Genomic DNA, 26,130 nt, shown 5'->3' with positions numbered 1-26,130 from the left:
AGTCCTGCTCTCAGATAACAAAGGGCGACGTGCGCCGGTGAATTAAGGTTACCTCCACCCAGGTGGTGCGTGAAGGTTGCGAAGGGTCGGCGGCGCGCTCCAGAAGCCGGGCGAGCGCCTGGCGGGCGATCGCCGCCACATCCTGATGTAGCGTGGTGAGCTGATAGCTATATTGCGCGGTCGTCGGCGTGTTATCAAAACCAATCAGCTGAAAATCCGCCGGAGCCTCTCTGCCGCGCTGGCGCATTCCATCGAGAAAGCCACAGGCAAGCTGGGCGTTGGCGCAGAAGATCCCCTCCAGCGCCTCGTCGGCGAGCGCCGCAGCCTGTAACCCGCCCGCGTAACCTTCTTGCTGACAGGCGAGGATCGCCAGGTGGCGTTCGACGTCCACTCCGCGCGTTTGCAGCGCCCGGCCGAATGCTTCCCCGCGCATGCGGCCGGCCCAGGTGGAAGGATGGTGGTTGAGCCAGCCAAAGCGCTGACAGCCGCTGCGCAGCAGCTGGTCGGCGGCCAGTTCGGCGCCGGCGGCGTTGTCAGAACAAACGTAATCCACGCCGGGGATCGTCGGCTGTCGATTAATGCCCACGACCGGAATATGCTGCTGGACGCACTCGTTCACCAGCGCCTCCGGCGGCTGGCCGGAGGTGACGATAACGCCGGAGACGCGAAATTGAGCGAAACGGCGCAAGGTCTGCGCCAGATCCTGCTCGCTGTGGATCTCGCTCACCAGCGCCTGAAAGCCCTGGCGCTGGATCTCGTTAAGCAGCGCATCAAGCAGGGTACTGCGAAAAGGATCGCTGATGCGCGAGACGATCACGCCGATTAAGTGGCTGCGCTGGCGGTTCAGCCCCTGGGCGAGAAAGTTAACCTGATACCCCAGCTCTTCGGCGGCGCGCAGTACCCGCGCCCGGGCGTCGGGAGAGATGCTGCCGTTGTTGCTCAACGCCCGGGACACCACTGCCCGGGAGACGCCCGCTCGCCGGGCAACATCCTGGGCGGTGACGCTGGGTTTGCGTGGGTTCATAGGAGGTACGTCTCGTCAGTGGGCGTGGGACGCGGCAGCGTTAAGGTGAGTCCATCCCGGGAAACGAATAAGCCCGGCCACGGCTGACAGGCCTGCTTTAGCGCCGACAGGGAAGCATCCTCGCAGTGATAGAGCCCCAGCGCCGGGAGCTGCAGCGTTCTGAACAGCATCAGGCAGGAGGGGAAATCGCCATGCGAGGCGTCATCGTCCAGGGCTGCTACCGAGGCGCACTCCTGAAACGCCAGCCCGGCGCCGGCCATCAGGGCTATCGAGTCGGCGGTCGGTCGGCCATCGCCGCTGTAAAACAGCGTCTGCCCGGCAATGGTGATGCGGATGGCGCGATTACTCAGCTCATGCTGGGTGGGGGCAGTGCGGATCTGCCAGTCCTGCCACGTCCAGGCTTCGCGGCATTCCTGCCAGTCGATGGTGAAACCAAGGTCCGCCTGCGGCCAGTTCGCCAGCGCGGCCAGCTGCATGAGCACCGGCTGCTGCGCCGGCTGGCAGTAGATAATGACTGGCTTCTGACGGGAATAACTTTTCCAGTGGTTCAGTAGCGCCGTCAGGCCGGTGCAGTGGTCCGGGTGAACGTGGGTGAAGTAGATCGCGTCGATATCGTTGACCTCGCCGCCGCGCTGCCAGAGCGCGCGGGGAACGGTGGGGCCGCAGTCGATTAACCACTGTTTGTTGTCCGCATCGATCACCCGCAGCGCGGAGGTATTTTGCGTGCAGGAAAAGGCGCTCCCGCAGCCAAGCACATCTATTTTCATTTACCCTCGCCAAAATTTTTTGCCGCTTAATTAAATTGTCATAAATACCCGACAAAGTAGGCTCATATCATGTCGAGTCAACGTTGCATTTTTTTTACAGCCAAATGAACACGTGTTCACCTTGCTAAAAAAAATGCCGCAGCAGCGCTTTCAGGTAGCGAATATGAGTTATTTACAGATCTCCGGCCTTAAAATTAGTTATGGCGATAAGGTGGTTTTACATAATATCGATCTGGCGGTAGAGCAGGGAGAGATGATTGCTCTACTGGGCCCGTCGGGATGCGGAAAAACCACGCTGCTGAACGCCCTCTGCGGCTTTATTCCGGTGCAAAGCGGCGAGGTGGCTATTGCCAGCCGAACGATCACTCATCTTGCGCCGGAGCAGCGCAATATCACCATGGTATTTCAAAGCTACGCCCTGTGGCCGCACCTGACGGTAGCGCGCAATATCGGCTATGGCCTGAAGCTGCGCAAATGGCGCGGGGCGGATATCGCGCGGCGGGTGGCGGAGCTGCTGCGAATAGTCAATCTCGAAGGGCTTGGCGAGGTGAAAGTGACCGAACTGTCGGGCGGCCAGCGGCAGCGGGTGGCGCTGGCGAGAGCCCTGGCCATAGAGCCCCAGGTGCTGGTGTTGGATGAGCCGTTATCTAATCTGGATGCCAAAGTGCGCCTGAATGTGCGCCATGAAATTAAATCTCTGCAAAAGAGACTGGGGTTCACGTCATTAATTGTCACCCACGATCAGCAGGAAGCCTTAGTGATGGCGGACCGCATTGCGGTATTAAATCAGGGGCGTATTGAACAAACCGGCACGCCGGAAGAAATATATCAACGCCCCGCGACGCCCTTCGTCGCTGATTTTATGGGGGCCGATAATAAAATAATTTCCGGTGAATTATCCGCTGCCGCAATATCCGGTTTATCTGCCGCTCAGCAGGGTGACAACGTTATTTATTTTCGCAGCGCCGATGCCGCGCTCGCTGAATTAACGCAGCCTGCGCCGCAGGAGGGGCTGGCTCTGGAAGGCGTGGTGGAGCAAAGCGCGTTTCTGGGCAATCTGTATCGTCACAGCGTGCGCTGCCATGACCGCCTGCTGCTGGCGGATGCCGCGCAGTGCTGGCCGACAAAAAGCCGCGTTCGGCTCCATGTGCCAACGCCGGCCCTGCATATTTTTCCTTTACCACTATCACAGTGATATCAGCGTGTTCATTCTGGGGACAATCCATGTTGACTAAGACGAAAGCAGCGATCGTAACGACCCTCTTCCTGAGCCTTGGCGCACAGGCCGACACCATTCTCAACGTCGCCACCGCGGGCGATCAGAATATGGTGGATTATGTAAAAACCTGGCTGGGGCCAAAATTTGAAGCCGCTCATCCCGGCGTCAAGGTGCGGGTGATCGGTACCGGCCCCGGCGACGCCGGGTCGAATAAAATTAGCGAGAAGCTAACGGCCCAGCAGGAGAGCGGCGCGCAGCAGTGGGATATCGACGTCGCGGTAGTGCACCAGAAGGCGGGCGGTGAGCAGGTGGCAAAGGGATTGCTGCAAAAATACCGTCAGGATATTCAGACCGGCGGCATGGTGAGTTCGCCGAGCGCCACCCAGGCGCTGGGCGTTAACGTTGACGGATACGTGATGCCGATGTTCTTAAGCCAGACCGCTATCGCCTGGAACAGCGATCTGGTCACTACCCCGCCGGCGTCGTATGACGAGCTGGTGGCCTGGACGCAGAAACACCCGCAGGCTTTTGGCTATAACGGCATCAAGAATGGCATGTCCGGCGTCAGCTTTGTGGTGGGCTGGATCTACGCCTACGGGACCGACGCCCAGCGTCTCTCCGCCGGGCCCTATGATAAAAGCGTCGAAAAAGGCTGGCAGCAGGCCTATGAGAAGCTAAAGGCGTTCAATAAAAACGTAACTTTCACCCCGGGCAACGCCGGGACGCTCGATATGCTGAGCCGGGGGGAAATCGCCATGGGCCCGGTGTGGGTCGATATGTTCTATAGCTGGAAAGATCAGGGCAAGCTGCCGCCGTCGATCAAGCTTGCTTTACTGGCGCCGGGCATGCCGGGCCAGCCGATGTATTACGTCATCCCGGCGAAGGCGGCGAATCCGCAGCTGGCGCGCGACTTTATCGCGCTGGCCACCAGCCCGGAAGTGCAGGCGCAGGGGATCGTCAAGCAGTTCAACTGGTATCCGGGCATCGACGCCGGGCAGGTGAAGCCGAAGCTGGATGCGGCGACCTGGCAAAAGCTGTTTGCCGAAATCTCGCCGGAAGCGCTGGCGAAGTATGGCAAAAGCTTCCCGATCGCCCCCTACTTTGACGATATCAAAGAGGGTTACGAAAGCCAGGTGGCTAATTAAACCTTTTTCCAGCCCGGGCCGCCGTCCCGGGCGCTTGCTTGTGCTGACGCCAGGTTTATTATGTCCAGTTCATTAAAATATCTGCTGCTGGTTGCCCCGGCGGCGCTGATGATCGCGATCCTGTTTTTGTATCCGCTGGGGTTTTCGCTGGTCTCGGCGTTTACCGCGCCGGGACAGCCGTTCACCCTCGATCACTTCCGCAAGGTCTATGCGCTCTACGCCAGCGATGTGCTCTTTTCGCTGCTTATTGTGCTGATCTCGGTGGCGCTGTTAGCGCTGCTCGCCATTACCCTGTCGGCAGTGATTGCGCTGTCACCCTGCCGACCCGTTGTGCGTCTGCTGGGTTTTTTGTATCGCCTGCCGCTGTTTATTCCTTTTATCGTTGTTGCCCAGATGATGCGCACTTTTCTCGCCAAAAATGGCCTGATGAACAATGCGCTGGTGGCGGCCGACCTGGTCACGCCGCTGGAGACGCTCTCCTGGCTGGGATGGAAAGGGATAGTGATCACCTTTGTCTGGAAGCAACTGGCCTTTGCCACGCTGCTGATCTGCGGGGCGATGGCGGCGCTGGAGTCGTCGCAGATCCTTGCTGCACGTAATCTTGGCGCCTCCCGGCCGCGGATCCTGTTCGATATCATGCTGCCGCAGGTCCTGCCGACTATCGGCGTGGCGCTGGTGCTGTCGACGGTGACCATGATGTCGGTGCTGTCGGTACCGTTGATGATCGGCGTGGGAACCCCGACGATGCTAACCGTGGATATGGCGTTTCGCGTCAATTCCTATGGTGATTACGCGGTGGCGAATGGGCTTGGCGTGGTGTCGCTGGCGATCTGCGGCGCGCTGTCGTGGTTTTACCTGCGCCACAGCCTGCAGCAAAAAGGCGGTGAATCATGAAAGCGCTGGCCCTCGTATCAACCCCGGCATGGTGGGTGAAAGGGCGCCGTAAAGTGCGCGCCAGTCCGGTGCTGCAGACCCTGCTGCTGCTGTTTATGCTGCTGGCGATGTTTGGTCCGCTGCTGAACCTGTTGATCTGGACCGTAGCGGAAAGCTGGTATTTTCCCCATTCGCTGCCCAGCCGGTGGGGGCTGAAGTACTGGTATCAGGTTTTCAATCCATACAGCGATGTCTCCAGCTCGCTGTTAACCAGCGTGCTGATCGCTCTGTTATCGGTGGGGGTCTGTTTGCTGATTTCCGTACCCGCCGGCTATGCGCTTTCCCGGCGGAAAATGCCATTACGGATGCTGTTCATGCTGCTATTTCTTATCCCGCAGGCCTTTCCTAACCTGACGGTATACATGAATGTTGCCCGATTGTTTTATCAGTGGGGATTGAACGGCAGTATCGCAGGGGTGGTGCTGGTGCATAGCGTCCACGGTCTGATGTACTCGGTGTGGATCTGTGTGGCCGCGTTTTCAGCCATCGACCCGCTGCTGGCGCGGGCATCGCGTAACCTGGGCGCCGGACCGATGTATACCTTCTGGCACATCGTGCTGCCGCAGGCGGCGCCGGGGATCGTTGCCGCCAGCATCTTTGTTTTTCTGGAGTCGCTGGATGAGTTTACCGGCACTTTCTTCGTCGGGGCGCCGGATATCACCACGCTGCCGCTGCTGCTCTATAACGCCAGCATGTCGGGTAACTATCAGGTCTCGTCGATTACCGCGCTGATTTTGCTGGCCCCATCGCTGCTCTTTATGGTGGTGATCCATAAATTTATGCGTCCGGAGATGATGGCCAAATTAGGGAAATAAGGGCTGCAGAAAACGAAAAAGCTTCCCGTCGGGAAGCTTTTTAACCTCAGGTCATCATCATTGGCCATTCTGGCGGCGTCTGACTCATGACTTCAATCATCACATCTTTGATATTGCCCCAGATTTTGGCCATATCAAGCAGGGTGATACCGAGCAAACCGGTGGCGAACCAGCAGGCGGCGGCCAGGCCGAGGCAGCTGCAGATCACCGCCAGACCGGCGTAATCGCTTTTGCGAAGCTGAATATTCAGTGAGCTGGCGAGAAACATCAGTACCGCGCTCACCAGGGGCCAGCGCAATAATACGACACTGGTAGTAATGGAAGCCATTAACCTATCCTCAAAGAAAGTCGGGAGCCATGGACGACCTGACGCGACTGACGATGGCATAGCGCTCTGGTCTCAACTGGCGTACTAGAGAGTGATGAAACGCCATTTCTGTTTCATCAACTTGTGTGAACTATATCACATTTGGCGCTTTATTCACCAGTCAAAAAATGAGCTTTTGCTGCGTTTAATAACTATGAAGTTTGTGTGGATATTGGTGAGCAACCCCGGGAAGCATATTTTCATTCACTGCCTAATGATTATTATTCTGCGGGTTTTATTACCTGTTCTTGTTTATTACACGGAGAAACCGAGTCAGATGCGCGTCTATTCTTAATCTTGCCGGAATATCTTCCGAATACCTGATAAATAAGTATTATTCATCACCATCAGAGGTAAAACTGACGCTCGTGAGGGCTGTCGGATGTCAGCTGATGTCTATCGCAATCGCGATTGCTAACGTGTTCGGGCTACCTTAATTAAGGCATATCGCATGGATGTAAGCGTAAATGGGTGACAGTGCGCCGCATAAGGCGCTAAGAGTCATCGGAACAGGTTTGGTTATTTTATTGCCAGTGGTGCTGGCATTGTGGTTTGCCCAGCTGCGGGCTAAAGCCGAAACCATTGATCAATTACACTCATTTTCGCAGCTGGCGCTGCAAAAAACGGAAATGGTCATCCGGGAAGCGGATCAGGCTCGGGCTAAAGCCAGCCAGTATCGCGGTGAGTTGTGTTCAGCGGATCACCAGCGTTATTTACTGCATATTGTGCGCGGCCTGCTGTATGTGGAAGATCTGATCTACGCTAACGGCCAGCGCTTTATCTGTTCAACGTCCGTTCATCAGCAAACCGGCTGGCGGATGCCGGCGGCTAATTACACCAAAAAGCCGGATGTCGCGATTTACTATTACCGGGACACGCCGTTTTATCCGGGCTTTGCCATGAATTATATGCAGAAGGGGCCCTATGTTGTGGTGGTTAATCCCTTCTCGTACAGCTCGGTGATCGCCAGCGACCGCGATTTAGCCTATGGCGTTTTCGATACCAAAACCAACCTCTTTTTCTCGGTAAGTAACAATGTCGAGCCCGCGGAACTCCATGCGTTAATTCGCGAAGGCGATACCTTTTTTAATCAGAATGGCCGGGTGTATACGATCGCCCGCTCCGCTATTCGCCCCATCGCCGTCATTATGTCCACCTCGCGGGCCAGCTACTATCACAACTTTTGTGACCAGGCCAGTCTGACGCTGCCGCTGGGGATAATTTGCAGTATTTTACTGGTGCTGGTGTGGTCGCGCACCCGCCGACAGTATCACTCGCCGCGCAATATGCTGCAGCGGGCTCTGAGCTGCCGCCAGCTGCGCCTGCACTACCAGCCGATTATCGATATTAAAAATAACCGCTGCGTTGGGGCGGAAGCGCTGCTGCGCTGGCCTGGGTTTGAGGGTCCGGTGATGAACCCGGCGGAGTTTATTCCGCTGGCGGAAAATGAAGGCATGATTGCCCAGGTCACGGACTACGTGGTGGATGAACTGTTTTATGAAATGGGTGAGTTTCTGGCCAGCCATCCACAGTTGTATATAGCCATCAATCTCTCTGCGTCGGATTTCCATTCGGCGCGGCTGATTTCACAGATCAGTGAGAAAGCGCACAGCTACGCGGTCTGTATCGGACAAATCAAAATCGAAGTGACCGAGCGCGGGTTTATCGACGTACCGAAGACCACGCCGGTGATCCAGGCGTTCCGCGAAGCAGGCTATGAAATTGCCATCGACGATTTCGGCACCGGCTACTCGAATCTGCATAATCTGCACGCGCTGAACGTCGATATCCTCAAAATCGATAAAACCTTCGTCGATACGCTCACCACCAACAACACCAGCCACCTGATTGCTGAACATATCATCGAGATGGCGCGCGGGTTGCGGTTAAAGACGATTGCAGAAGGCGTGGAGACGCCGGAGCAGGTAAGCTGGCTCTACAAGCGCGGCGTACAGTATTGCCAGGGCTGGCTGTTTGCGAAAGCGATGCCGGCGCGGGAGTTTATGCAGTGGTTAGCCAATGCTCCCGCGCCCGCGAACGTGCCTCAGCCGCCGCGTCACGCGGAGATCTGATGGCGATAGTCGCTGGGAGTGCGGTCAAACTCGCGGCGGAACACCCGGGAGAAGGTTTGCTGCGAGACGTAGCCCAGATCCATGGCGATATCAAAGATCGGCCGCTGGGTGGTTCGCAACGCTTCCGCCGCCAGCAGCAGGCGGCGCTGGCGAATATAGTCCCCCAGCGTCTGATGCATCACGGTACGGAACATCCGCTGCAGGTACCACTTCGAGTATCCTGACTTTCTGGCGACTATATCAATGTTAAGTGGTTGATCGATATGTTCATCAATCCATTCAATCAAAGTTTGAATAATATCCTGATGGGACATAAAGCGGCCTCTCTCAATTCTCGATTCGTCGTTTTGTCTGCAGGCGAGTATAATTCCTCAAGTTAACTTGAGGTAAAGCGCTTTATGGAAAAGAAATCACCCCGCATCAAAATGCTGTTGACGCCTGGAGAAGTGGCAAAACGAACCGGCGTGGCGGTCTCGGCCCTCCATTTTTATGAGAGTAAAGGATTGATCCACAGTCAGCGGAATGCCGGCAATCAGCGGCGCTACCGGCGTGACGTTCTGCGCGCGGTGGCGATTATCAAAATTGCGCAACGTATTGGCATCCCGCTGGCCACTATCGGCGACGCGTTTGGCGTGCTGCCGGAAGGGCACAATCTCAGCGCAAAAGAGTGGAAGATGCTGTCATCGCAGTGGCGTGAGGAGCTGGATCGGCGCATTCATACCCTGACGGCGCTACGCGACCAGCTCGACGGCTGTATCGGCTGCGGCTGTTTATCGCGACGCGACTGCCCGCTGCGCAACCCGGGCGATAAACTGGGGGAAGAGGGAACCGGCGCCCGGCTGCTGGAAGACGAGTGATAAAACTAAAGCGCCACAACTGGGCGCTTTAGTTGTTTTCCGGTCTTGGTCTTTCGCATTATCTCGCTGGTTCGCGAGAGGGTTTCCCCCGACGTCGACGTCCCTCAGTATTGCGCAATCTGTTGATGGAGGTTCCGGTTTGCGTCGACACTTTAACTATGGCATCTGCCGTCGCTTTTTCCTCACTATTTTGCTGAAATTTTCCCGGCAATGAGCGCCTGTTTCTATAGTTAATTTGAACAAACTACGGGAGAGGCTCATGCTGACGGTACATCATCTTAATCAATCACGATCGCAACGCGTACTGTGGGCACTGGAAGAGCTGCAGCTGCCTTATCAGATAGTCCGCTATCAGCGGGAGAAAACGATGCTGGCGCCGGCGGCGCTGAAAAAAATCCATCCGTTGGGCAAATCACCGGTACTGGAAGATAACGGCTATGTGCTGGCGGAGTCCGGGGCGATCCTCGAGTATTTGCAGGAAACCTGGGACAGCGGCGGGTTGTTGAAGCCGCAGGGAATTGACGACAAACTGCAGTACCGCTTCTGGCTGCACTATGCCGAAGGCTCGCTGATGCCGCTGCTGTTAATGAAGCTGGTGTTCGCCAGCCTTGGCAAACCCCCTGTGCCCTTTGGCGTTCGCTCGCTGGGTTCGCTGCTGGGCAAGGGGATACAGAAAACGTGGCTCGATCCGCAGCTGGCCACCCATGCGCGGTTCATTGACGACCATCTTGCCGCGCGGCCATGGTTCGCTGGCGAGCGGCTGAGCATGGCCGATATCCAGATGAGCTTCCCGGTGATGGCATTGTTGGCGCGCGGCGGCATGCATGACCTTGTCCATATCGAGGCCTGGCGTCAGCGAGTGGAACAGCGACCGGCCTGGCAACGCGCCATCGAGCGCGGCGGCCCCTTCACCTTACCCGGCGCCTGAGATATCAGCGGATCCGATGACGTCGATAAATGAAAGCAACTCACTAAAAAATTGTTAGCGGATTGCGCATAGACGATAACGTTTGCGCATCGGCTGGTCATTTTCTGTTCGTCATAAGCGAAATTTAGCGAAATACGATAAACATCGGTTGAAAAGGGTTATCTAAAGGCCGGATAATCGTTTGCCTTTCTGTTTCGCTCCCCCTTTTTTCTGCTGTCCGGGGGAGGCGATAAGGTTGACCACCGTAGTGTATGCGCGGAGTTAAACGTTTGCTTTTTTGCGGCCCCCCTGGCGCTGCGATTCGGTACATGGAGATCGCGTTTAACTGGCAGTGGACGGTCCACCACGCATATCAACGAACGATAAAAATTTTCAGGGGAAGTTTTCTATGTCTACGCCTTCAGCGCGTACCGGCGGTTCATTGGACGCCTGGTTTAAAATTTCGGCGCGCGGCAGCACCGTGCGTCAGGAGATTGTTGCAGGTCTTACTACCTTTCTGGCGATGGTGTACTCCGTCATCGTGGTGCCGGGCATGCTCGGTAAAGCGGGCTTCCCGCCGGCCGCGGTGTTTGTCTCGACCTGTCTGGTAGCGGGCGTTGGCTCGCTGGCGATGGGATTATGGGCGAATCTGCCGATGGCGATCGGTTGCGCTATCTCGTTGACCGCCTTCACCGCCTTCAGCCTGGTGCTGGGGCAGCAGATCAGTATTCCGGTAGCCCTCGGCGCAGTATTCCTGATGGGGGTCCTGTTTACGGTGATCTCGGCAACCGGCATCCGCAGCTGGATCTTGCGTAACCTGCCGCAGGGCGTGGCGCACGGTACCGGGATCGGCATTGGCCTGTTCCTGCTGCTGATCGCCGCCAACGGCGTTGGTCTGGTGATCAAAAACCCGCTGGACGGTTTGCCGGTGGCGTTGGGCAACTTTGACAGTTTCCCGGTGGTGATGTCGCTGATTGGCCTCGCGGTGATCATTGGTCTGGAAAAAATGAAGGTGCCGGGCGGCATTCTGCTGACCATTATCGGCGTGTCGATTGTCGGCCTGATTTTCGATCCCAACGTCCATTTCTCCGGCATTTTCGCTATGCCATCCCTGAGCGATGGCCAGGGTAATTCCCTGATCGGCAGCCTGGATATCGTCGGCGCGCTCAACCCGGTCGTGCTGCCAAGCGTGCTGGCGCTGGTGATGACGGCGGTCTTTGACGCCACCGGTACCATCCGCGCGGTGGCTGGCCAGGCGAACCTGCTGGATAAGGACGGACAGATCATCAACGGCGGTAAAGCGCTGACCACCGACTCCCTGAGCAGCGTCTTCTCCGGTTTAGTCGGGGCGGCGCCGGCGGCGGTTTATATCGAATCGGCGGCGGGTACCGCGGCCGGTGGTAAAACCGGTCTGACCGCGGTGACGGTCGGTGTCCTGTTCCTGCTGATCCTGTTCCTCTCCCCGCTCTCTTATCTGGTGCCGGCCTACGCGACCGCGCCGGCGCTGATGTACGTTGGCCTGCTGATGCTGAGCAACGTGGCGAAAATCGATTTCAATGACTTTGTTGACGCGATGGCTGGCCTGATCACCGCGGTGTTTATCGTGCTGACCTGTAACATCGTGACGGGCATCATGATCGGTTTCGCGACCCTGGTTATTGGCCGTCTGGTCTCCGGCGAGTGGCGCAAACTGAACCTCGGCACGGTGATTATCGCTGTGGCGCTGGTGGTGTTCTACGCCGGCGGCTGGGCGATTTAAACCCTTCGTGCTCCTCACGGGCGGCTCAGGCCGCCCGTTTTATTTTTAAGCCACATCCTGTTTCCATTTGCGTTAATCTGGGTAGCGTATGATTCACAGGCACGACGCCTTACAGGTATAAAAGAAAACGCAGCAAACAGGGAACACATGGAAATATTCTTTACCATCCTCATCATGACCCTTGTGGTCTCACTCTCCGGGGTAGTGACGCGCGTACTGCCCTTTCAGGTTCCACTTCCACTGATGCAAATCGCCATTGGCGCGCTTCTGGCGTGGCCGACCTTTGGTTTGCACGTTGAATTTGATCCAGAGCTGTTTCTGGTACTGTTTATCCCGCCGCTGCTATTCGCCGACGGCTGGAAAACGCCAACCCGCGAATTTATTGAACACGGGCGCGAGATCCTCGGCCTGGCGCTAGCGCTGGTGGTCGTGACGGTGGTCGGCATCGGCTTTCTGATCTACTGGATTGTGCCGGGCATTCCGCTGATCCCTGCGTTCGCGCTGGCGGCCGTGCTGTCGCCGACCGACGCCGTGGCGCTTTCGGGCATCGTTGGGGAAGGGCGGATACCGAAGAAAATCATGGGCATTCTGCAGGGGGAGGCGCTAATGAACGACGCCTCCGGCCTGGTCTCGCTCAAGTTTGCCGTCGCGGTGGCGATGGGCACCATGGTCTTTACCGTTGGCGGCGCCACCGTAGAATTTCTGAAGGTGGCGATTGGCGGCGTGCTGGCCGGGTTTGTGGTGAGCTGGTCGTATGGCCGCTCGATGCGCTTCCTCAGCCGCTGGGGCGGGGATGAACCCGCCACGCAGATTGTCCTGCTGTTCCTGCTGCCGTTTGCCTCCTATCTGATTGCCGAACATATCGGTGTCTCCGGCATCCTGGCGGCGGTAGCGGCGGGGATGACCATCACCCGTTCCGGCGTGATGCGCACCGCGCCCTTGGCCATGCGCCTGCGCGCCAACAGCACCTGGGCAATGTTGGAGTTTGTCTTCAACGGCATGGTCTTCCTGTTGTTGGGCCTGCAGCTGCCGGATATCCTCTCCAGTTCGCTGGTGGCGGCGGAGGCCGACCCCAACGTTGAGACCTGGATGCTGTTTACCGACATTATCCTGATCTATGCCGCGCTGATGCTGGTGCGTTTTGGCTGGCTGTGGTCGATGCGTAAGCTCAGTCAGCGCTTCCTGAAGAAGAAGCCGATGGAGTTTGGCTCCTGGACTACGCGCGAGCTGCTGATCTCCTCCGTTGCCGGGGTGCGCGGGGCGATTACCCTCGCCGGTGTGCTCTCCATTCCTCTGCTGCTGCCTGACGGGAATGTCTTTCCGGCGCGCTATGAGCTGATTTTCCTCGCCGCCGGGGTGATCCTGTTCTCGCTGTTCGTCGGGGTGATTGCGCTGCCGATCCTGCTACGTCACATTGAATCGAGCGATAATGTGCAGCAGCGGAAAGAGGAGCGTCTGGCGCGCGCGGCAACGGCTGACGTGGCGATTGTGGCGATCCAGAAGATGGAAGAGCGTCTGGCGGCGGATACCAAAGAGAATATCGATACCCAGCTGCTGACCGAAGTCAGTTCGCGGGTGATCGGTAACCTGCGCCGGCGCGCCGATGGGCGTAACGACGTGGAAACCTCTATGCTCGAAGAGAGTCTGGAACGCCGCTTCCGCCTGGCGGCGCTGCGCTCTGAGCGCGGCGAGCTGTATCATCTGCGCGCCACCCGGCAGATCAGTAACGAGACGCTGCAGAAGCTGCTCCACGATCTCGACCTGCTGGAAGCGCTGTTAATCGAAGATCAATAACCTGTAATCCGGATAGCGCGACGCTTATTCGGACTACTGGCGAGACTGCAGTAAATGTGTAGCCCCGGTAAGCGTTAGCGCGACCGGGGGAAACCCGGGCAGCGGCGCAAGCGCCTGACCCGGGCTACCCCTTCCCTTGCGGAACGCGTTGTCACCAGGGAATTATTCCAGCCAGAACGCTTTGCTGCACGTCAGCCAGGCTTCAGCGCTGCGCGACATATATACGCCTTCCCGCCAAATCATCCCCAGCTCCCAGCGCAGCTCGCTTTGCAACGGGATCCAGCAAAAATTCTGCCGGTCGAGACGCTGGCAAATCGGTTCCGGCAGGATCGCTACGCCAATGCCCGCCTGCACCATGGCGGCGAGAAAATCCCACTGGCCGCTGCGCACTGCGATACGTGGCTTCACGTCATGCTCGGCAAACAGCCGCATCAGCTGCTGGCTAAGGGCAAATTCCTCGTTGTAGATAACCAGCGGATGCGACGCCAGCTCGGCCGGCGAGAGCGAGGTTTTACCTTCCCACTCCGCGGTTCTTGGCGTCAGGACGCACAGCGGGTGATTGAACAACGGCAGGATGGTGAGGCTGCTATCCTCCTCGACAGGCAGGGCGGTCATCGCCATATCAAGTTCGCCATTGCTGACCGCCTGCTGGACCGTCAGGCCGCCAAACTCGGCGATCTTCAGCTCGACGCCCGGGTAGCGCTGGCGGAAGCGACTGATCGGCTCGGCCATCAACATCCCGACCATCGGCGGAATGCCAAGCCGCAGCACCCCTTTATGCAGGTGGTTGATATCGCTCAGCTCTGACTCCAGCTGGCTGAACTCGCCCAAGATCGCCTGGCCGCGTTCAAAAACGACGCGCCCGGTATCGGTGAGCAGTAGTTTGCGGCCGTCGCGGATCAACAGCGTGCAGTTCAGCTCATCTTCGAGATTCTTGAGCATCTTGCTGATGGTGGGCTGTGTGACAAACAGCTTTTCCGCCGCGCGAGTAAAACTCTGCTGACGAACCACTTCAACGAAATAGCGCAGCGTTCGGATATCCATAATTATTCCCTGAGACTATACCTGCGATGATTTTAATTCATTTCTGTCCGCTTCGGCGGCTCTCTATACTGCTCGCCTGACTTCTTTTTTTCAGGACTATCGCACATGGCCTTCGCGCCAGCTCGCGTTGCCCCCGCCGTGGCGCAACGACTTCAGATCCCGGTACAGGTACTTCTCTACGTCGGGTTATTCATCTTCGCACAATATCTGGTGAACAGGTGGCAGGTACCGCTGCCGGCTAACCTGGTCGGCATGGTGATGCTCCTGCTGCTGATCGTCTGCCGGGTGATACCGGTAAGCTGGGTGCGCGCCGGCGCCCGCTGGCTGCTGGCGGAGATGCTGCTGTTTTTCGTCCCGGCGGTGGTCGCGGTGGTGAACTACGCCCAGCTGTTGATGGTCGATGGTTGGCGGATATTTCTGGTGATTGCCTTAAGCACGCTGATGGTGCTCGGCGCCACCGCCTGGGTCGTTGACAAGGTCTATCGTTACGAAGTGGGCAGGTTAAAAAAATGAGCGATGCCGTGCTGAGTATCCTGTGCCTGGTGGCGACGCTGGTCCTCTATTACGCCAACAAAAAACTGTATCGCCGTTTTCATAAACTCCCTCTGATGCCGCTGGTGTTCACGCCGATCCTGCTGGTGCTGATTCTGGTGGTAGGCCACATCTCTTATCAGAGCTATATGGGAGAGACCCACTGGCTGCTGTGGCTGCTGGGCCCGGCGACCATCGCCTTTGCCGTTCCGGTGTATGAAAATGTCGCGGTGATTAAACGCCACTGGATGTCGCTCAGCGCCGGGGTGGTGACGGCGGTAGTGGTGGCTGTCACCAGTTCCGTATGGCTGGCGCGCGGGTTTATGTTGTCTGATGAAATTCAGCGTAGCCTGGCGGTGCGCTCGGTGACCACGCCCTTTGCGCTGGCGGCGGCGAAACCGCTCGGCGGACAACCCGATCTGGTGGCGCTGTTTGTGGTGATCACCGGCGTGTTTGGCATGGCGGTGGGAGATATGCTGTTCTTACGTCTTGCTATCCGGGAGGGGATGGCGAAAGGAGCCGGGTTCGGCGCGGCTTCCCATGGTGCGGGAACGGCGCGCTCGTATGAGCTGGGCCAGCAGGAGGGCGTGGTGGCCAGCCTGGTGATGATGCTGTCAGGCGTAGTAGTGGTGCTGGCTGCGCCGGTCGTCCGCTGGCTGCTGTTTTAACATTATCGCCAGAGTGAATGTTAATAAATATTGAGGAGAGGAATAGCTATCGGCTATTCCCTGTTTTTGTTATTGATGCATTTAACGGTTCATCATAAAAGATTAAGCCAATTCTTATATCAGCACTGACTTTGTAACTAAATGTTTCTCTGCATGCCCGTATTTAATTATGGGGTAAATATTATATAAATATCCAATTATCTTTGCGAATTTTATAACTTTATAACTATTTGATTTTTATGGTTTTGAGTATGGCCACTCATGCGTTGCGATGTTATGTCGCAAAAAATCAATTTTTACATTAATAATTGAGTTCTTACCTCATGCTAGTTATTATTTTTACGCGAGCTTGTATTATTGAATGGATTCAAATGCTGGTCGTTTATTTATGAATAATATTAATTGTCATAAACCATATGTCATGTAAATACATGCATGACGCCGCGCTGCTTGAATTTCATTCTCTAATATCGCTGCATAAAACAATTGACGGACTGATTGTCGTTTATAATGGATATGGGAATAAATATGAAGATGAGTAAAAAATTTCTGGCGGGTGCCCTGATTTTCTCTGCCTGCAGCGCGCTGTCTACCGTTGCGCAGGCTGATAACACCATTACCTTTAATGGTATTGTTTCCGATACCACCTGTACGGCGACCATTGATGGCGGTGTAACGGCTATTGATATGGGCACCACCTCAGTGGCGGATCTGAAAGCGTATACCTTCGGCGCTGCCAAGAACTTCTCCTTTAGCTTAGCTGATTGCCCGACCGCGGAAGAAGGTGGCAACAGTATCGCCCGCGTCACTTTTGGCGGTGTTTCCGATAGCGCGAACAGCGATTATTTTAAAAACCAGGCAACTGATGAGCCGGCAACCGGCGTCGCTGTGGCCCTTTTCGACGAAGCGGGCAATGTGATGAAGAATAACGAAGAGGGTTCTGATGTTGATATCTCTTCGGGTGCAGCAACCATTCCGTTCACCGTAAAAATGGTGAAATCGGGTGATGCCGATCCGACGAAAGGTACCGTTCAGACAACCGTGACTTATAACGTGACCTATCATTAATTCGGCTTCTTGTTGAATGGAGAAAGGGGAATCGCCTGCTATTCCCCTTAAATTAAACATATGAGATATCCTTTTTTTGCGATCGGTTTATTGCTGTCTTCTTCCTTCGCGCAGGCCAGCGTGGTCGTTGGCGGTACGCGTCTGGTTTTTGATGGTACGAAAAATAACGCTGTAATAACGGTTGAGAATAAAGATCAGAACAGCAATATCGTTCAGTCCTGGCTCTCGGTGGTTGATGCAGCCTCACCCGCCAAAGACGCATTTATTATTACGCCGCCGCTGTTTCGTCTCAAAGCCGGGGAGAAAGGATTTGTCCGCGTAGTTCGATCAGGAAAGAAATTACCCGACGATCGCGAGTCGATGTTTTGGCTCAATATTAAAGGGATCCCGGCAACAGAGTATGTACCTGATAAAAATGTCGTACAGTTTGCGATTAATTCGAAAATAAAATTGATTTATCGACCCGCTGCGTTAAAAGGTAATACACCGGAATCGTACGCTGAAAAATTACAGTGGGGGAAAGAGGGGACGTCGGTGACGGTAAAAAATAACTCACCGCTGTATATGAATTTCTCACAGGTTAGCCTTAACGGTAAAAATATTTCTGGCGCATGGTTTGCTGCCCCGTTTTCCACATTAAAAATACCCGTGCAGAGTAGCCTGTCGGCGACAGGAAAAAAAGAGATCACATGGAGCGTGATTAATGATTATGGTATGTCAGGGAAGAAATATACCGCTATCATTCAGTAGCGTTGAGCTGCTATTTTCAACTAAAAGTATCTGCGTCGCTATTATTCTGTGTCTAAGTACTCTACCCTCTCGCGCGGAGGCCGGCGAATATTTCAACCCAAATTTACTCGAAGTCGCCGAGAGTCCTGCGGCTTCGGTTGATCTATCCTATTTTTCGCAAGATGGCATACCGCCGGGCACCTATCACCTGGATGTTTACATCAACGATAAGTACGTCAGTTCAGACTCGCTGACTTTTCAGGAAATTAGCCATGACGCAGGCGCGACTGCTTCTCCCTGCCTGTCCGCGGAGTATCTGAATTCATGGTTGATTAATACCACCGCCTATCCGCAGTTGTTCGAGGCAGGGGAAACCTGCGCCCGGCTGTCGGCGATCCCCGGGATGACGTTCTCGGTATCTCTTGCCCAGCAGCGCATTGATTTTACCGTGCCGCAGGCCGCCATGCTGAATCGCCCCAGAGACTATATTCCCGAGAGCCAGTGGCAACAGGGGATCAATGCCGGTCTTCTCAACTATAGCGTCACCGGGCAGCGTAATGCGCCGCGGCATAACGGCGCCACTATCGACAGTCAGTTCGTCAGCCTGCAGCCTGGGCTGAATCTGGGACCATGGCGCCTGCGCAACTACAGCACCTATAGCCACAGCGATAACAACAGCCGCTGGGAGTCGGTTTACTCCTATCTTGCCCGCGATATTCACACCCTACGCAGCCAGCTGGTGGTCGGTAATACGTATACCTCTTCCGGCATTTTCGACAGTTTGAGTTTTACCGGTCTGCAGCTCAGTTCGGACAAAGAGATGCTGCCGGATAGCCTGCATGGCTTTGCGCCGACGATTCGAGGGATCGCGCGCACCACCGCGGAGGTCTCGGTTTATCAGAATGGTTACAGCATTTATAAAACCACCGTTGCTCCCGGCGCCTTTGAAATTAACGATCTGTACGCCACCGGCAGCGCCGGCGACCTGTACGTCAACATTAAAGAGTCTGACGGCAGCGAGCAAAACTTTGTGGTGCCTTTCGCGTCGCTGGCGATCCTGCAACGTGAGGGCCAGCTGGACTATGCGCTGAGCAGCGGCAGGACGCGATCGGGTAGCTCCGACGATAAAGAATATAACTTTATTCAGTCTTCCCTGGCCTATGGCGCCACCAGCAACATCACTCTTTATACTGGTTTCCAGCAGGCGGAAGATAAATATACCAACCTGTTGTTAGGCGCTGGCTTTAACCTCGGTACTATCGGTGCGCTGTCGTTTGATGGCTCTCAGTCGTGGGCCGACGTGAAAACCAGCGATACGGCCTCGTCAACCAGTAAAGAGCAAGGGCAATCGTATCGCGTCCGCTTCAGTAAAAGCTTTCTGCAGACGGGCACCAGCTTTTCCGTGGCCGGTTATCGCTACTCCACCTCGGGATATTATTCGTTTCAGGACTTTGTCGATAACTCTTCCACACAGCGCGACTGCTGTACGCAGAGCGGCAGAACGAAAGGCCGGTTTGACGCATCGTTGTCGCAGACGCTGTTTGGCTATGGTTCGCTCTCGCTTTCGTTGGTCAATGAGACCTACTGGGACAGTTCGCGTATGGAATCGGTGGGCGTGGGCTATAGCGGGTCGATTGGCAAGGCCTCCTACTTTATTAACTATTCCTATAACCGCAATGTGCAACGTACCGATGACAGCAGCAATAACCGGCCATCCAGCGATACGGTCGTCTCCCTGACGTTAAGTATTCCGCTTGGTGAGACGCTTTCGGCAAATTACACCCTGAACCATGGTCGGCATAACGACACCACGCACAGCGTGGGGCTCAACGGCTCGGCGTTCGAGGATCGTTCCCTGAACTGGAGCGTACTGGAAGGGTACAACACGCAGGATAAAAGCACCTCCGGCAACCTCAGCGTCAACTACCAGGGTTCGAAAGGGGATGTGGCTGGCGGCTATGGCTACGACCGCTACAGCAATCACTACAACTATTCGCTGCGCGGGGGCATGGTCGCCCATGCGGGCGGACTCACGCTATCACGGTTTCTGGGCGAGAGTTCTGCGCTGGTCGAAACGCCTGGCGTCAGCGATGTGACAGTGCGCGGTCAGACAAACGTGACGACGGATGCCGCCGGATATGCGGTGGTGCCTTACGTCCGTCCGTACCATCGTAACAGCCTGGCGCTGGATGAACAGGAAATACCTGGCGCTGAAGTGGATAACGTCGCCAGAACGGTGGTTCCGACGCGCAATGCGATCGTCAAAGTGAAGTACGACACGCGAATTGGCTATAAGGCGATGCTCACCCTGCGTACCCGCAATGGCGTGGTGCCTTTCGGCGCGCTGGTGACCCTCGATAATGATCACGGTAGCGCGTCGCGCAGCAATATCGTTGGCGATGAGGGGCAGGTGTATCTAACGGGGCTGCAGAAAAAAGGCCAGCTGTTAGCGCGCTGGGGGGAGAAAAGCAGTGAGCAGTGCACCGTTCATTATGACTTCTCCGGCATGGCCCTTGGCGACGATATTCTGTTCTATCAGGCCGAATGTCGGTAATGGATGCAGGTTTTCAACATGGAAGAGGGGCTGATATGAATATGCGAGACGGCAGCACAAGGGGCCTCCTGGTGGCCATTTTGCTGCTCTCCCTTCCGGCGCTGGCTTATGAGGGCAGCAGCACGGTCAATTTTAACGTCACGGGCACCATCGAAGCGCCTTCCTGTGAGGTGGCCGTGGAGCCGTCGAACAGTATCGATTTAGGCACCGCCTCCTCGCAGACGTTCTCCGGACATGCCGGGGCGAGCGGCGCCAGCGTGCCGGTTAAGCTGGTCTTTTCCAGCTGTTCCGCCGATGCGTCGGCGGTGACCATCGCGTTTAGCGGCACCAGCTTCGATAGCACCCACGCTTCAATCTATAAAAACTTCCAGACTGGCAGCAACGGTGCCAGCGGCGTCGGTTTGCAGCTGCAGAGCATGGCCGACCAGCAGCCCCTTGGCCCCGGCGACCAGTATCTCTATACCTTTGGGGACGATGCGGATATCCATACCTTTAATATGGTGGCACGTATGTTTTCGCCTTATGGCCAGGTAAGGTCCGGGATGGTCGGGTTTACCGCCACGTTCGATGTGGCCTACAAATAACGTTTCGACAGGGATGGGTATGAAAAAACTGATCTTATTGCTCATATTGGCACTGTGTCCCGTCTATAGCTGGGCGGCCTGCACGGGAACCAACTATGGCGATGTCTCGATGACCAACCTGCCGGAAAAGATCCTGGTCAATGCCGGGAGCTATACCGCAGGGACGGTACTGTATGACTCGGGGAAGATTACGCGCTCGCAAACGGAATTGCTTAACTGTGAGGGGAGCACCTACGCGGTTTTTGCCTGGTCCTCGAACAATGCCGGGGCACTGATAGGGGATAATATCTATGCCACCTCGGTGCAGGGGATCGGTATCCGCGTCAAGGTGTGGCTCAATATCAGCGGTGAATATGGCGATGACACCGATGATTTCAGCCCCGACTCGCAGGTGCATTATATTGGTGATGTGAATTATTACCTCGGAAAGCCGACAGGTCTTTTCGACTCTTTCGCGTCGACTCATTATACCCCGGCGTATCAGCTGCAGCTGGTGGCCACCGGCGGCGCCATCGCCAGCAAGAGTCAATTATCGTTCAGCGACCCGGTGGCCACGGTATCGGCCAAGGATAAAAAGGGGACCATCGCTATTTCACAACTGCACATCAGCGGCACCACCAGCATCCAGCTAATCCCGATGGGGTGTATTGTCGGTAGCAATAATCTCAGTTTTTCCATGGGCAGCATCAATGCCAGTGAGTTTAATACCGCGACGAAGGTGGGTAGCGCGCGGCAGTCTCTGAGCCTCTCCTGCGAGCCGGGAACTAACGTTTCGATGCGTGTGGCGGCTGCTTCTGCAAGCGGGGATAACCCTGACAATACGGTGATGGCCCTCACGGCGGAACAGAATGCCGCCACTGGCGTGGGAGTGCAGTTAAATTTGAATGGCAAAGCACTGCCGTTAAATACCGATATCAGCCTCTATACTTCGAGCCGCGCGACGGTGACCAACAGCGGCGCGGATGCCAGCTACAGCTATTTCACCAACCCCGACAGCCCCGGAGGCGCAGCGGCCATGCAGACGCTCGCCTTATCCACTAACTATTACAGGACGGGGAGCGCGGTGACCGCGGGGACAGCCAACGCCACCGGGGTGATCACCTTTACTTATAACTGAGGGGAGAATCCCTTCCCCGAACGATGCCGGGGAAGGGAGAGGACGATTAATGCGCCTGGCCGCGTTCGATACCGATCCCGGTTTGTGAACGGATAAACTGGGCGCGGAACTGCTCGCGCTCGCGCATCCCTTCCGGTGAGTTATCGGTGGCGGAGAAGACCCAGATGCCAATGAACGCGATGGCAATGGAGAACAGCGCCGGATATTCATACGGGAACAGCGCTTTCTCATGGCCGAGGATCTGCACCCAAATGGTGGGGCCGAGGATCATCAGAATGACCGCAGTCAGCAGGCCCAGCCAGCCGCCGACCATCGCGCCGCGGGTGGTCAGCTTCGACCAGTACATCGACAGCAGAATAATCGGGAAGTTACAGCTGGCGGCGATGGAGAAGGCCAGGCCGACCATGAAAGCAATATTCTGATTTTCAAACAGAATACCCAGCAGAATGGCCACCACCCCAAGGATCAGCACGGTGATCTTGGAGACCTTCAGCTCCTGACGCTCGGTCGCGCCCTTGCGGAAGACGTTGGCGTACAGGTCGTGCGACACCGCTGACGCGCCGGCGAGGGTCAGGCCCGCCACCACCGCCAGGATAGTGGCGAAGGCTACCGCAGAGATAAACCCGAGGAACAGGTTGCCGCCAACCGCATCCGCCAGGTGCACCGCCGCCATGTTATTGCCGCCGATAAGCTGTCCGGCCGCGTCTTTAAACGCCGGGTTCGCGCCGACCAGCATGATGGCGCCGAAGCCGATGATAAAGGTCAGGATATAGAAATAGCCCATAAAACCGGTGGCGTAGAAGACGCTTTTACGTGCTTCTTTGGCGTCGCTCACGGTAAAGAAGCGCATCAGAATATGCGGCAGGCCAGCGGTACCGAACATCAGACCCAGACCCAGAGAGAGCGCGGATATCGGATCTTTCACCAGTCCGCCGGGACTCATAATCGCCGCCCCTTTCGGGTGGACCGCCATCGCCTCGGTAAACAGGTTATTGAAGCTGAAGCCGACGTGCTTCATGACCATAAAGGCCATAAAGCTGGCGCCGCACAGCAGCAGAACCGCTTTAATAATCTGCACCCAGGTAGTCGCCAGCATGCCGCCGAACAGGACATAGAGCACCATCAGCACGCCAACCAGCACTACGGCGACATGGTAATTAAGGCCGAACAGCAGCTGGATTAGCTTGCCGGCGCCCACCATCTGGGCAATCAGATACAGGGCCACCACCACCAGCGAACCGCAGGCGGAGAGGGTGCGGATCGGCCCCTGCTTCAGGCGGTAAGAGGCGACATCGGCAAAAGTATAGCGGCCAAGATTGCGCAGACGTTCAGCAATTAGAAACAGGATAATCGGCCAGCCGACGAGAAAGCCCAGCGAGTAGATCAGCCCATCGTAGCCGGAGGTATACACCAGCGCGGAGATACCGAGGAACGACGCCGCTGACATAAAGTCGCCGGCAATCGCCAGCCCGTTCTGGAAGCCGGTAATATTGCCGCCGGCGGTGTAGTAATCGCTGCGCGAACGCACCCGTTTTGAGGCCCAGTAGGTGATGTACAGCGTCAGGGCGACGAAAATCAGGAACATGACAATCGCCTGCCAGTTGGTCGGCTGGCGCTGTACCGCGCCGGTAATAGCGTCTGCGGCGTGAGCGCCGAGGGGCAGCAGCGTGGCGGCGAGCGCCGTCAGGACTCTCTTGATCATGCTTTTACCTCGTTGAGAACGCTTTTGGTCAAACGGTCGAATTCACCGTTAGCTCGCCAGACATAAATACCGGTCAGGATAAACGAAATGACGATCACGCCAATGCCGAGCGGGATCCCGCGGGTGACGCTGGTTCCGGCGTGCAGCGGGGTGCCGAGCCAGCCGGGTGCAAAGGCGATAAGCAAAATAAAGCCCACGTAGATCACTAACATAATCACTGACAGAATGGCGGCAAACCGTTGCCGTGATGCAACTAACTCCCTGAAATGCGCACTATTTTCTATCCGCTGACAAAGTTGTTCATTCATCTTAGCGTCTCCAGAGGTCTCCCTTTCGTCATCCACTCGGCGGACGCTGGCGACAGCAACCCCTCCGGCGACGGAGCCGGGACAGGTGTTGCTGACGGCGTTCCTGCGAGTGAAATCCTGGGGGAGGGACTTATTTTTATCCTCTCCCCGGAAGGGGAGAGGGTGTAGGGAATCGGTCCTTACTTACGATGGCATGGTAATGGCCTGCTTCTCTTCGAGCAGTTTTTCCACGACGCCAGGATCGGCGAGGGTCGAGGTATCGCCGAGGTTGCTGGTGTCGCCTGCGGCAATCTTACGCAGAATGCGGCGCATGATTTTGCCCGAGCGGGTTTTCGGCAGCGAATCGGTCCAGTGCAGCACATCCGGCGTCGCCAGCGGACCGATCTCTTTGCGTACCCAGTTACGCACTTCGGCATACAGCTCCGGCGTCGGTTCTTCGCCGTGATTGAGCGTCACGTAGGCATAGATGGCCTGGCCTTTGATGTTATGCGGGATCCCCACCACCGCCGCTTCGGCGATTTTTGGGTGCGACACCAGCGCCGATTCGATCTCGGCGGTCCCCAGACGGTGTCCGGAGACGTTCAGGACGTCATCCACCCGGCCGGTGATCCAGTAATAGCCATCTTCATCACGACGCGCGCCGTCGCCGCTAAAGTACATATTTTTGAAAGTGGAGAAGTAGGTTTGCTCAAAGCGCTCATGGTCGCCGAACAGGGTACGCGCCTGGCCGGGCCAGGAGTCGGCGATGGCAAGGTTGCCCTCGGTGGCGCCATCCAGCGGCAGGCCTTCGTTATCCACCAGCACCGGCTGGACGCCGAAGAACGGACGCGTCGCGGAGCCGGCCTTCAGCTCAATCGCGCCCGGCAGCGGAGTGATCATAAAGCCGCCGGTTTCGGTTTGCCACCAGGTGTCCATCACCGGGCACTTCTCGTTACCGATCTTCTTCCAGTACCACTCCCAGGCTTCCGGGTTAATCGGTTCGCCGACCGAGCCAAGAATGCGCAGCGAGGAGCGGTCTGTGCCTTCGATAGCTTTGTCGCCTTCCGCCATCAGGGCGCGAATAGCCGTCGGGGCGGTATAGAGAATGCTGACCTTATGCTTATCGACGACCTGGCACATGCGCGCCGGCGTAGGCCAGTTCGGCACCCCTTCGAACATCAGGGTGGTGGCGCCGCAGGCCAGTGGGCCGTACAGCAGATAGCTATGGCCGGTGACCCAGCCCACGTCGGCGGTGCACCAATAAATATCGCCCGGATGGTAGTCGAAAACGTATTTAAAGGTGGTGGCCGCATAGACCAGATAGCCGCCGGTGGTGTGCAGCACCCCTTTCGGTTTACCGGTGGAGCCGGAGGTATAGAGGATGAACAGCGGATCTTCGGCGTTCATTTCGACGGGCCGGTGTTCGGCGCTGGCGTTCGCAATCAGGTCGCTCCACCACAGATCGCGGCCTTCCTGCCAGTCGATATTGCCGCCGGTGCGTTTCAGGACCACCACGTGCTCAATGCTTTTCACGTTCGGGTTTTTCAGCGCGTCATCGACGTTTTTCTTCAGCGGGATGGCGCGACCGGCGCGCAGCCCTTCGTCAGCGGTGATCACCAGACGTGAGCTGGAGTCGATAATGCGTCCGGCCACCGCCTCCGGCGAGAAGCCGCCGAAAATGACCGAGTGGATTGCCCCGATGCGGGCGCAGGCCAGCATCGCCACCGCGGCTTCCGGCACCATCGGCATATAGATAGCAACCACGTCGCCTTTTTTAATCCCGAGGTCGAGCAGCACATTGGCGAAACGGCACACGTCGGCATGCAGTTCACGGTAGGTGATGTGCTTGCTTTGGCTGGCGTCGTCGCCTTCCCAGATGATGGCGGTTTGATCGCCGCGTTCGGCGAGGTGGCGGTCGAGACAGTTAGCGGCGAGGTTCAGGGTGCCATCTTCATACCATTTGATGGAAATATTACCCGGTGCGAAGGAGGTGTTCTTTACAAGGGTATAGGGCCGCATCCAGTCAAGGATCTTGCCCTGCTCGCCCCAAAATGTATCAGGGTCGGTTATGGATTGTTGGTACTGCGCCTTGTACTGATCCGGGTTAATCAGGCAACGTTCCGCAATATTAGCGGGAATAGGGTGTTTGTGAATTTGGCTCATGGCTTTTTTTCTCCTTTGAACTTG

The 26,130-nt window shown here is 56.5% G+C and carries 24 protein-coding genes; 16 read left to right on the top strand and 8 right to left on the bottom strand.

Features of this window, described 5'->3' with window-relative positions; all coding sequences use genetic code 11:
- Positions 1–10: 10 nt before the first annotated feature.
- Positions 11–1,024 carry a LacI family DNA-binding transcriptional regulator gene (locus DR88_RS23430; RefSeq protein WP_002885046.1) on the bottom strand — a complete coding sequence of 338 codons (1,014 nt, stop codon included), beginning with the start codon at positions 1,022–1,024 and terminating at the stop codon, positions 11–13.
- Entirely contained in the window at positions 1,021–1,791 is a 771-nt protein-coding gene (locus DR88_RS23435; protein ID WP_004178284.1) for an MBL fold metallo-hydrolase, read from the bottom strand. Before DR88_RS23435 ends, DR88_RS23430 begins: the two co-directional genes overlap by 4 nt.
- 163 nt (positions 1,792–1,954) lie before the next feature.
- On the opposite strand from DR88_RS23435, the gene DR88_RS23440 reads away from it, so the two are divergent.
- Genes DR88_RS23440 through DR88_RS23455 form a run of 4 tightly spaced genes read left to right on the top strand, consistent with a single transcriptional unit; the run spans position 1,955 to position 5,903 of the window.
- Positions 1,955–2,986: an ABC transporter ATP-binding protein gene (locus DR88_RS23440; RefSeq protein ID WP_004177837.1), complete on the top strand. Its 1,032-nt coding sequence runs from the start codon at positions 1,955–1,957 to the stop codon at positions 2,984–2,986.
- 29 nt (positions 2,987–3,015) lie between these two features.
- Complete coding sequence (locus DR88_RS23445) at positions 3,016–4,155, top strand: ABC transporter substrate-binding protein (protein ID WP_004177835.1); 1,140 nt, start codon at positions 3,016–3,018, stop codon at positions 4,153–4,155.
- A 60-nt stretch (positions 4,156–4,215) separates the two neighbouring features.
- Positions 4,216–5,049 carry an ABC transporter permease gene (locus DR88_RS23450; RefSeq protein WP_032443781.1) on the top strand — a complete coding sequence of 278 codons (834 nt, stop codon included), beginning with the start codon at positions 4,216–4,218 and terminating at the stop codon, positions 5,047–5,049.
- Positions 5,046–5,903: an ABC transporter permease gene (locus DR88_RS23455; protein ID WP_025862036.1), complete on the top strand. Its 858-nt coding sequence runs from the start codon at positions 5,046–5,048 to the stop codon at positions 5,901–5,903. Before DR88_RS23450 ends, DR88_RS23455 begins: the two co-directional genes overlap by 4 nt.
- 46 nt (positions 5,904–5,949) lie before the next feature.
- Here DR88_RS23455 and DR88_RS23460 read toward each other — a convergent pair whose 3' ends face one another.
- On the bottom strand, positions 5,950–6,231 hold the full coding sequence (locus DR88_RS23460; RefSeq protein ID WP_004177826.1) for a YjcB family protein: 282 nt from the start codon (positions 6,229–6,231) through the stop codon (positions 5,950–5,952).
- 506 nt (positions 6,232–6,737) lie between these two features.
- On the opposite strand from DR88_RS23460, the gene pdeC reads away from it, so the two are divergent.
- Positions 6,738–8,342, top strand: coding sequence for a cyclic di-3',5'-guanosine monophosphate phosphodiesterase PdeC (gene pdeC / locus DR88_RS23465; RefSeq protein WP_004146645.1), 1,605 nt, complete (start codon positions 6,738–6,740; stop codon positions 8,340–8,342).
- On the opposite strand, the gene soxS is transcribed toward pdeC, so the two are convergent.
- The gene (gene soxS, locus DR88_RS23470; RefSeq protein WP_004151738.1) at positions 8,327–8,656 is read right to left on the bottom strand and encodes a superoxide response transcriptional regulator SoxS; all 330 of its coding nucleotides are present in this window, start codon (positions 8,654–8,656) and stop codon (positions 8,327–8,329) included. The two genes, pdeC and soxS, sit on opposite strands and share 16 nt — an antisense overlap.
- Positions 8,657–8,740: 84 nt before the next feature.
- Here soxS and soxR point away from each other — a divergent pair, with 84 nt between their 5' ends.
- The 4 genes from soxR (at position 8,741) to DR88_RS23490 (ending at position 13,659) form a co-directional block, all read left to right on the top strand.
- Positions 8,741–9,199, top strand: coding sequence for a redox-sensitive transcriptional activator SoxR (soxR, locus tag DR88_RS23475; protein ID WP_002885077.1), 459 nt, complete (start codon positions 8,741–8,743; stop codon positions 9,197–9,199).
- A gap of 259 nt (positions 9,200–9,458) precedes the next feature.
- Positions 9,459–10,127, top strand: coding sequence for a glutathione S-transferase family protein (locus tag DR88_RS23480; protein ID WP_002885078.1), 669 nt, complete (start codon positions 9,459–9,461; stop codon positions 10,125–10,127).
- 388 nt (positions 10,128–10,515) lie between these two features.
- Positions 10,516–11,865 carry an NCS2 family permease gene (locus DR88_RS23485; RefSeq protein WP_002885079.1) on the top strand — a complete coding sequence of 450 codons (1,350 nt, stop codon included), beginning with the start codon at positions 10,516–10,518 and terminating at the stop codon, positions 11,863–11,865.
- A 147-nt stretch (positions 11,866–12,012) separates the two neighbouring features.
- The gene (locus DR88_RS23490) at positions 12,013–13,659 is read left to right on the top strand and encodes a Na+/H+ antiporter (RefSeq protein ID WP_002885082.1); all 1,647 of its coding nucleotides are present in this window, start codon (positions 12,013–12,015) and stop codon (positions 13,657–13,659) included.
- Positions 13,660–13,821: 162 nt separating this feature from the next.
- Here DR88_RS23490 and DR88_RS23495 read toward each other — a convergent pair whose 3' ends face one another.
- The gene (locus DR88_RS23495) at positions 13,822–14,703 is read right to left on the bottom strand and encodes a LysR family transcriptional regulator (protein WP_002885085.1); all 882 of its coding nucleotides are present in this window, start codon (positions 14,701–14,703) and stop codon (positions 13,822–13,824) included.
- Between the two features lie 105 nt (positions 14,704–14,808).
- Here DR88_RS23495 and DR88_RS23500 point away from each other — a divergent pair, with 105 nt between their 5' ends.
- From DR88_RS23500 to DR88_RS23530, 7 genes are all read left to right on the top strand, one after another.
- Positions 14,809–15,216: a CidA/LrgA family protein gene (locus DR88_RS23500; RefSeq protein WP_002885086.1), complete on the top strand. Its 408-nt coding sequence runs from the start codon at positions 14,809–14,811 to the stop codon at positions 15,214–15,216.
- Positions 15,213–15,902, top strand: a complete 690-nt coding sequence (locus tag DR88_RS23505) for an LrgB family protein (protein WP_002885088.1) — start codon at positions 15,213–15,215, stop codon at positions 15,900–15,902. Before DR88_RS23500 ends, DR88_RS23505 begins: the two co-directional genes overlap by 4 nt.
- A gap of 510 nt (positions 15,903–16,412) precedes the next feature.
- Positions 16,413–16,970, top strand: a complete 558-nt coding sequence (locus DR88_RS23510; RefSeq protein WP_073980575.1) for a fimbrial protein — start codon at positions 16,413–16,415, stop codon at positions 16,968–16,970.
- Positions 16,971–17,030: 60 nt separating this feature from the next.
- Positions 17,031–17,720 (top strand): fimbrial assembly chaperone, encoded by a 690-nt coding sequence (locus DR88_RS23515; protein WP_025862035.1) that lies wholly within the window; start codon positions 17,031–17,033, stop codon positions 17,718–17,720.
- Positions 17,674–20,253, top strand: a complete 2,580-nt coding sequence (locus DR88_RS23520; protein ID WP_032105257.1) for a fimbria/pilus outer membrane usher protein — start codon at positions 17,674–17,676, stop codon at positions 20,251–20,253. The genes DR88_RS23515 and DR88_RS23520 overlap by 47 nt, the downstream gene beginning before the upstream one ends.
- A 35-nt stretch (positions 20,254–20,288) precedes the next feature.
- Positions 20,289–20,837 (top strand): fimbrial protein, encoded by a 549-nt coding sequence (locus DR88_RS23525; protein WP_050511138.1) that lies wholly within the window; start codon positions 20,289–20,291, stop codon positions 20,835–20,837.
- Between the two features lie 19 nt (positions 20,838–20,856).
- A complete protein-coding gene (locus DR88_RS23530; RefSeq protein WP_002885139.1) occupies positions 20,857–21,954 on the top strand; it encodes a type 1 fimbrial protein in 1,098 nt (365 codons plus the stop codon).
- Between the two features lie 46 nt (positions 21,955–22,000).
- Here the strand turns inward: DR88_RS23530 and actP are convergent, their stop codons facing one another.
- The 3 genes from actP to acs all read right to left on the bottom strand — a co-directional run bounded on the left by actP (position 22,001) and on the right by acs (position 26,106).
- A complete protein-coding gene (actP, locus tag DR88_RS23535) occupies positions 22,001–23,653 on the bottom strand; it encodes a cation/acetate symporter ActP (protein WP_024623073.1) in 1,653 nt (550 codons plus the stop codon).
- Positions 23,653–23,964 carry a DUF485 domain-containing protein gene (locus DR88_RS23540; RefSeq protein ID WP_004177812.1) on the bottom strand — a complete coding sequence of 104 codons (312 nt, stop codon included), beginning with the start codon at positions 23,962–23,964 and terminating at the stop codon, positions 23,653–23,655. Before DR88_RS23540 ends, actP begins: the two co-directional genes overlap by 1 nt.
- A gap of 183 nt (positions 23,965–24,147) precedes the next feature.
- Entirely contained in the window at positions 24,148–26,106 is a 1,959-nt protein-coding gene (gene acs, locus DR88_RS23545) for an acetate--CoA ligase (RefSeq protein ID WP_032443779.1), read from the bottom strand.
- Positions 26,107–26,130: the final 24 nt, after the last annotated feature.

The organism is Klebsiella pneumoniae (genome assembly GCF_000742135.1).
Classification (GTDB): domain Bacteria; phylum Pseudomonadota; class Gammaproteobacteria; order Enterobacterales; family Enterobacteriaceae; genus Klebsiella; species Klebsiella pneumoniae.
Note: the sequence above shows the minus strand (reverse complement) of the source record. Positions and strands in the feature narration are given on the sequence as shown.